Origin of the sequence: Kitasatospora sp. NPDC059812 (genome assembly GCF_042732075.1) — a bacterium.
Taxonomy (GTDB): Bacteria; Actinomycetota; Actinomycetes; order Streptomycetales; family Streptomycetaceae; genus Kitasatospora.
The window spans coordinates 1-6460 of record NZ_JBHWIO010000135.1 but is presented as its reverse complement, the minus strand read 5'-3'; the positions used below and the strand labels follow the sequence as shown (position 1 = coordinate 6460).

The window sequence follows — 6460 nt, the reverse complement described above, 5'->3', positions numbered from 1 at the left end:
CCCGCGCGCCCCCGGGCGCGGGGGTGGCGCACCCACGCCCGTGGTGCGCACCACGGGCGTCCTGGAACTCCGTTCTCCTAGCCGGCGAAGGCGGCCGCGTGCTCGGCGGCGAACTCGGCGAAGGAGCGCGCCGGGCGGCCGGTGAGCTTCTCCACGTCGGGGCTGACGGCGGCGGCGTACCCGGCCGCGTACAGCCCGTACAGCTCGACCATGCCCTCGGCGCGCCACTGGTCCCAGCCCGCGTCGAGCATTCCGGCCAGGGCCGCCTCGGGTGCCAGTGCGGTGTACGCCACCGGGCGGCCCGCGACCGCGGCGAGCCGCTCGGCCAAGGCGTCGTGCGACAGCGCCTCCGGGCCGGTCAGGGTGTAGACCGCGCCCTCGTGGCCCTCGGTCGCCAGCACCTCGACGGCGGCCGCCGCCACGTCCCGGGCGTCCACGTACGACACCGCGCCCTCGCCGCCCGGCGCCGCGAGGGTGCCGGCCCGGACGCCCGCGGCCATGCCCAGGACGTTCTGGTGGAAGCCGTTCGGCGCCACGACCGTCCACGGCAGCCCGGAGGCCCGCAGGTGGTCCAGGCCGCTGACGTGTGCGCCCACGAAGCGGACGCCCTCCGGCCGCTGCTCGACGCCCGCCGCCGCGTGCAGCACGATCCGGGGCCGCCGGCCGGTGCGCACGGCCGCGTCGATCACGTTCCGCTCGTGGGCGGCCATCTCGGGGTGGACGGCCACCAGGAGGTAGACGACGTCGGCCCCGGCCAGGGCCGCGTCCAGCGAAGCCGGGTCCGAGAAGTCGGCGGCCGCCCGCTCGACCGCGTCGTCCCACTCCGCCGGGCCCGGCGAACCGGCGCGCACCAGCGCCCGCACCGCCTCGCCGCGCTCGCGCAGCCCCACGACCACCTTCGACCCGACCGTACCGGTGGCACCCGTCACAACGATCACGGATGGCACTCCTCCCCGTAGCGGACGCCGACCTGATTCGACGTCAGCGTGATGATCGCAGGCGGGGCGGAGCCGATCAAGGTCGGGCCCGCCGGGCTCGGGCCGGTCGGGTGGGCCGGCCACGGTTCGCCCCGAGCCGACACGCACGGCGCCCCGCCGTTCCTCGACTTGGCGCGCGCCGGGCGCTTGGATGGATCCGGCCTGGTCACCGCCCGGACACGACCCGGGACACGACGCCGGGCGCGACCCCGGGCACCCGCCGGCAAGCCGAGGAGCCACCACCGTGAACGACACCCCTGACGCCGTCGACCGGGCCGAACCCGCCGCCGTGGCCGGCCGGATCGCCGAGCGGCGCGAACAACTCGGCCTCAGCGAGGACGACCTCGCCCACCAGGCGGCCATGGCCCCCCGCTACCTGCACTACCTGCTCGAAGCCGGACCGGCCTTCGACCCCGGCGGCTTCGTCCGGATCGCCGCCGCACTCGGCCTCAGCCGCGGCGAACTGCTCGAAGGCCGCGCCGACGCCCCGCCCGGCCAGGGCGGCCCCGGCCCGCACCCGCGGCTGTTCGGCCTCACCGAACCCGAGTGCTGGGAGCTGATCGGCACCCACGGCGTCGGACGCATCGCCCTGCCGCTCCAGCCGGGCCCGGTCGTCGTCCCCGTCAACTACGTCGTCGACGACGGCACCATCGCCTACCGCACCACCGAGCGCGGCGCCCCGGCCGAGGGCACCGCGCTCTCCTTCCAGATCGACCACATCGACGAGTACCTCGGCCGGGGCTGGAGCGTCCTCCTCCTCGGCACCGCCCACCACGTGCACGACCCCGCAGCCCTGCACCACCTGGTCGGTCTCCCCGGCGCGATCCCCTGGGCCGGCGGCGACCGGACCAGCTGGATCCGGATCAGCCCGGACGAGATCACCGGCCGCCGCCTGGTGAGTGACTGAACGGTCCGTTCCGGTCGCCGGGAATCGCGGTGCTGAGCGGCCGAGTTGGCGTTGTCGTACCCCTGTCGCGGACCGGTCGGCGTGGCTAGCATGAGGCGCCAACCGCAAGGAACACCGGCCCAGGCCCCCTCTTGCGGGTCACGTCGGATCAGCGTGCCCAGGTGTCCCGCGCGCCCGGCGTGATCCGCAAGAGCAGGTCCAACCCCCAAGGGAGGAACCACCCATGAGCGCAGTGGTGACCGAGATCCGCGACGCAGGCCTGCTGGACATCGACGAGGACGTCATCGTCTTCGAGGACGAGCACGACGCGGACCTCGCCCCGGTCGCGTGTCTCGCCGACCCGTGGGTCACCTACGTTCCGACGCGCTTCGACTGCGCCGTGGACTGCTGACCCGTACCGAGGAAGCGGACCGGGGGAGGGCGGAGCGATGACCACACCACCCGACCCCGGCTCCGCCGAGGCCCTGCGGCGCCGGGTCGCCGACCTGGCGGCCGCCGCGCCCGGCCCGCGCCGCCCGCTGCACACCGACGGGCACTGGTGGTACCTCCAGGACCCGCGGATGCCGGCGCGCGCCCACGGCTGGAAGCTCCATCTGTCCGCCCGGCAGGGCCAACTCCCGCAGCTGCTGGACGCGGTGCTCCCGATCCTGCTGCGCCGCACCTGCGACGCGAAGTTCGCGGCGGGCGCGGCCGTGCTGCGGGAGCTCAACAGCGGGCTGCGCGGCCCCGCTGCCGTGGGCAAGGCCGTCACGGTCTACCCGGACGAGGCGGACCTCGTCGCGCTGGGAACGGAGTTGGCCCGGGCGCTGGCCGGCTGGGCCGGGCCCCGGGTGGTGAGCGACCTCCGGCTCCGGCCGGACGCGCCGGTCTACTACCGCTACGGACTGTTCCGGGTCACGGACGACGGCGCCGACTACGGCATGACCGGCCCGGACGGGGCGGTCTTCCCCGGCCTGGCCGAAGCCCGCTACCGCCAACCGCCCTGGGCGAGCGACCCGTTCGCGCCCGTCGCGGCCGCCGCCCGGCCGCCGACCACCCGGGTCGGCGAGGGCCGGTACCGGATCACCGCCGGGATCACCCGCTCGCCGAACGGCCACGTCTACCGCGCGGTCGAACTCGCCACCGGGCGCGAGGTGGTGGTCAAACAGGCCCGCGCCCACGTCGGCGAGGACGGCGCGGGCACCGACGCGCGCGGCCGGCTCCGGCACGAACGCCGGGTGCTCACCGCCCTGGCCGGGGTGCCCGGGGTGCCGCCGCTGGTCGACTACTTCCGGCACGGCGCCGACGAGTACCTGGTCAGCGGCGCGTGCGGGCCGCGCGACCTGCGGCGCGACGTCCTCGCCGCAGGCCCGTACGACCTGCGGCCGGGCACCGGCGGGCGCGACTGGTGGCGCCTGGCGCGCGGACTGCTGCGGATCCTGGACGCGGTGCACGCGCGCGGCGTGGTGGTCTGCGACCTGAAACCCGCGAACGTGGTGCTCGACGCCGCCGGCCGCTGCTCGCTGGTCGACTTCGGCGTCAGCGCCCTCGACGGCGCCCGCCCGCCCGGGGCCACGGCGGGCTACGGGCTGCCCGGCGCCGCCGGGACCGACCCCACCGAGGACTACTACGCGCTGGGCACCACGCTCCACCACGCCCTCACCGGACTCGACCCGGTGGTGATCGACCCCGACCCGGCGACCAACCGCGACCGCACCCTGGCCTGCCTGCGCGCGGCCCTCCCCGGGCCTTCGGACTCGGCGGATTCCGCGGTGGCCCTGGTCGCGGGCCTGGTGAGCCCGGACCGGGCCTGGCGCGCGGCCGCCGCCGCCGGCCTGCGGGAGGGGAAGCCGCCCGGCCGCCCCCCGGCCCGGCGCTCGGCCGGGCCGCGGCGGGCCCCGCTCGACGAGGCCGTCGACCACACCGTCGGCACCTGCGTGCGGATGGCCCGCGAGCTGGTCGCCACCGACCCGCGCGTCGGCGAACCCCGCACCCTGCTGTCGCTCTACGACGGCGCCGCCGGCCTCGGCCTCGAACTGCTGGAGCACGCGGACCGCCCCGACGCCCGAGCCGCCGCCACCGCCCTGGCCGACTGGACGGCCGCCCACCCGGCGCTCGACCGCCTCGACGGCTCGCTCTACCAGGGCCGGGCGGGCGCCGACCTGTTCCTCGCCCAGAGCGCCGCCACCCTCGGCACGGCGCCGCCCGGTACGAAGTCCCCGTACCTCCGCCACCACGAGCCCGCCGGAGCCGACCAGATCGCCGGCGCGGCCGGGCTCGGCACCGCCCACCTGCTGCTCGCCGCCCTCGGCCGGGACACCGACCGGCACCTCGCGGCGGCCGCCGCGTGCGCCACGGCACTGACCGCCCGGCCCCTCGACGACCCCGGCGAGGCGCCCAACCCCGGCACCGCCGCCCTCGCCGAGGGCTTCGCGCACGGCCGCGCGGGCGTCGCCCACTTCCTGCTCGCCCGGCCGGACGAGGCGTCCTGCCGGACCGCCCGCCGCATCGTCGACGGACTCGCCGCCGACCTCCCCCGCCTCAACGCGGCCGCCCTGCGGCCCGGGGCGACCCGCCGCTACCTCTCCTGGTGCCGGGGCCTGGCCGGCCTCGGCACGGTCCTCGTCCAGGCCGGGATCCAGTACGGCGACGACGCCCTCCTCGCCCTGGCCGCCGACGCGGCCGACACCTGCCGGACGCTCGCCCCGCGTACCGCCCTGGTGGTCCGCTGCTGCGGTCTGGCCGGAGTCGGCGACCTCCTCGTGGACCTCGCCACGGCCACCGGCGACCCCCGCCACTGGCACGCGGCGGAGCAACTGGCAGCCCTGCTCCTCACCCGGGCCGGCGGGCCGGCGGGCCGCCCGGTCTTCCCCGGCGGCGACCCGACCGCCGAGTCCCGCGCCTGGGCGGTCGGGACACCCGGAGTGCTGACCTTCCTGCGCCGGCTGTCCCGTCGCGGCGGCCCGGTGCCCGGACTGCTGCCGTCGGCCTGAACCGGCCGAGGCCGGCGATCGGGTCGGACGGGCGGACGTTCTGCGGCCGGTCGACCGACGCCCGGTGGCCCACCGCTCAGCTGCGGTCGAGGAGTTCGCGGATCCGGGCGGCGACCACGTCGGGCCGCTCGCCCTGGATGAAGTGGCCGGCGTCGACGGTCTCGTAGCGGCCGTCGGGGAGGGTTTCGGTCCAGCGGCGCTGGTGTTCCTGGAGGGCGGGGTGGGTGCGTTCGCCGCCTCGGCGGGGGCGGTCGGCGGACAGCAGGACGGTCGGGCAGCCGGGGGGTGCCGGGGGTTCGGCGCGCAGCCGGGGGACGGCGGCCGCGACGGCGCGGAATTCGCGGCGGGTCTGGGCGAGGCCGGCCGGGACGAAGTCCTCGGCGAGCATGGTCTCGTAGGTGTCGGTGGGGAAGACCCGGCGGGCGGTGCCGCTGAGCAGACGGGCCACCAGGCGGCTGCGGACCAGGGGTTGGGCGATGGCGAGCGTGCGGTCGACGCGGCGGGCGATCTGGTCGATGGCGTCGAAGGCGGGCGCGGTCTCCGGTGTGGTGTCGACCATCAGGATGCCGCGCAGCCGGGGCGCGAGGCGCTGGTACGCGAGGCGGGCGACCAGGCCGCCCATGCTGTGGGCGACCAGGACGAACCGGTCGGGGGCGACGGCCTCGGCGAGGGCGACCAGGTCGGCCGCCAGGTCGTCGAGGTCGAGCGGGGCGTCGGTGCGGGGGCTGCGGCCGAAGCCGGCCCGGTCGTAGGCGACCAGCCGGGCACGGTCCGCGAGCAGCGGCAGGACCGGGTCCCAGGAGGCGCGGCCGAGCCCCTGGCCCGATTCGAAGAGCACAACGTCGGTGCCGTGGCCGGACTCCTCGACGTGGATCGATCGCCCGTTGACGGTGATGGCCCGCCCGTTCGCCTGGCGCATGGTGCTTCCCCCCTGGGAACCGGCACCCGGGTCGTCTCCCGGACGCACTGTTTTCATCTTTGATAATGATAGCGACTGTGAAATCGTTGGGCAATGGACCTCGAAGCGGTAGACCTCCTCCTCCACCCGGTGCGCCTGCGCGTGGTGCACGCCCTCGCCGGCGGGCAGGTGCTCACCACCTCGCAGCTGTGCGAGCGGCTGTCCGGCGTGTCGAAGGTGACGGTGTACCGGCACGTCGCGCTGCTCGCGGAGGCCGGCTTCCTGGAGGTCGCCGAGGAGCGCCGGGTGCGCGGCGCCGTCGAGCGGCACTACCGGCTGCGCGAGGACCGCCCGGTCGTGGACGACGCCGCGGCCGCCGCGATGACGCGGGAGGACCACCGCCGGGGCTTCGCCGCCGCGATGGCCGTCCTGATCGCCGAGTTCAACGCCTACCTCGACCGCGAGGACGCCGACCCGGCCGCCCAGGGGGTGGCCTACCGGCAGGGCACGTGCTGGCTCGACCCGGCGGAACTCGCGGAGCTCGGCGGCGAGTTGCGGGCCGTCCTGGCACCTCGGCTGGCGAACGGGCCGGCGCCGGGCCGGGAGCCGTACCTGCTCAGCCCGATCCTCTTCCCCGCCGTGGGCCCGTCCCCGGTGGAGTAGCCCGAAACGGCGGCGGCCCGTACGAGCAGGTGCTCGTACGGGC

At 76.8% G+C, this 6460-nt stretch carries 6 protein-coding genes; 4 read left to right on the top strand and 2 right to left on the bottom strand.

All coding sequences use genetic code 11. The features are described from left to right. Positions 1 to 77: 77 nt before the first annotated feature. Positions 78 to 938: an NAD(P)H-binding protein gene (locus ACFV6D_RS37085; protein ID WP_380495114.1), complete on the bottom strand. Its 861-nt coding sequence runs from the start codon at positions 936 to 938 to the stop codon at positions 78 to 80. A 283-nt stretch (positions 939 to 1221) separates the two neighbouring features. Between ACFV6D_RS37085 and ACFV6D_RS37080 the strand changes: the two genes are divergently transcribed. The 3 genes from ACFV6D_RS37080 to lanL all read left to right on the top strand — a co-directional run bounded on the left by ACFV6D_RS37080 (position 1222) and on the right by lanL (position 4856). Then, complete coding sequence (locus ACFV6D_RS37080) at positions 1222 to 1884, top strand: helix-turn-helix domain-containing protein (protein WP_380378788.1); 663 nt, start codon at positions 1222 to 1224, stop codon at positions 1882 to 1884. 223 nt (positions 1885 to 2107) lie between these two features. Further along, positions 2108 to 2275, top strand: a complete 168-nt coding sequence (locus ACFV6D_RS37075) for an SflA family class IV lanthipeptide (protein ID WP_380378787.1) — start codon at positions 2108 to 2110, stop codon at positions 2273 to 2275. A 37-nt stretch (positions 2276 to 2312) separates the two neighbouring features. Then, on the top strand, positions 2313 to 4856 hold the full coding sequence (lanL, locus tag ACFV6D_RS37070) for a class IV lanthionine synthetase LanL (RefSeq protein ID WP_380563140.1): 2544 nt from the start codon (positions 2313 to 2315) through the stop codon (positions 4854 to 4856). 76 nt (positions 4857 to 4932) lie between these two features. On the opposite strand, the gene ACFV6D_RS37065 is transcribed toward lanL, so the two are convergent. Beyond that, the gene (locus ACFV6D_RS37065) at positions 4933 to 5775 is read right to left on the bottom strand and encodes an alpha/beta fold hydrolase (protein WP_380563138.1); all 843 of its coding nucleotides are present in this window, start codon (positions 5773 to 5775) and stop codon (positions 4933 to 4935) included. Positions 5776 to 5868: 93 nt separating this feature from the next. Between ACFV6D_RS37065 and ACFV6D_RS37060 the strand changes: the two genes are divergently transcribed. Next, entirely contained in the window at positions 5869 to 6417 is a 549-nt protein-coding gene (locus ACFV6D_RS37060) for a helix-turn-helix domain-containing protein (protein WP_380425065.1), read from the top strand. Positions 6418 to 6460: the final 43 nt, after the last annotated feature.